At 62.9% G+C, this 850-nt stretch carries 1 protein-coding gene; it reads right to left on the reverse strand.

Annotated elements, in window-relative coordinates; all coding sequences use genetic code 11:
- Position 1 precedes the first annotated feature (1 nt).
- A partial coding sequence (locus AC3WQY_RS24570; protein WP_492711225.1) for an elongation factor Tu occupies positions 2 to 850 on the reverse strand: 849 nt, incomplete at its 5' end.

Consider the following 850-nt stretch of genomic DNA (forward strand, 5'->3'; position numbering starts at 1 on the left):
TTTACTCGAGGATGGTGGCAACCACACCCGAGCCGACGGTACGGCCACCTTCGCGGATAGCGAAGCGCAGACCGGTTTCCATGGCGATCGGAGCGATCAGCTTCACGGTGATGCCGACGTTGTCGCCGGGCATGACCATTTCCTTGTCCTTCGGCAGCTCCACGGCACCGGTCACGTCCGTCGTGCGGAAGTAGAACTGGGGACGGTAGTTGTTGAAGAACGGGGTGTGACGGCCGCCCTCTTCCTTCGACAGCACGTAGATCTCGGCCGTGAAGTGGGTGTGGGGCTTGATCGAGCCGGGCTTGGCCAGCACTTGGCCGCGCTCGACGTCTTCACGCTTGGTGCCGCGCAGCAGGATACCGACGTTGTCGCCGGCTTGACCTTGGTCCAGCAGCTTGCGGAACATTTCCACGCCGGTCACGGTGGTCTTCTGCACGTCGCGGATACCGACGATTTCGATTTCTTCGCCGACCTTGATGATGCCGCGCTCGACGCGACCGGTCACCACGGTGCCACGGCCCGAGATCGAGAACACGTCTTCCACCGGCAGCAGGAAGGTGCCGTCAACGGCGCGGTCCGGTTGGGGGATGTAGGTGTCCAGCGCATCGGCCAGGCGCATGATGGCTTGCTCGCCCAGGTCGCCCGTGTCGCCTTCCAGCGCCAGCTTGGCCGAACCCTTGATGATGGGGGTGTCGTCGCCGGGGAAGTCGTACTTGGACAGCAGCTCGCGCACTTCCATTTCCACCAGTTCCAGCAGCTCGGCGTCATCCACCATGTCGCACTTGTTCAGGAACACGATGATGTACTTCACGCCCACTTGGCGAGCCAGCAGGATGTGCTCGCGGGTCTG

It is taken from the genome of Roseateles sp. FW301-B2 (assembly GCF_058788955.1).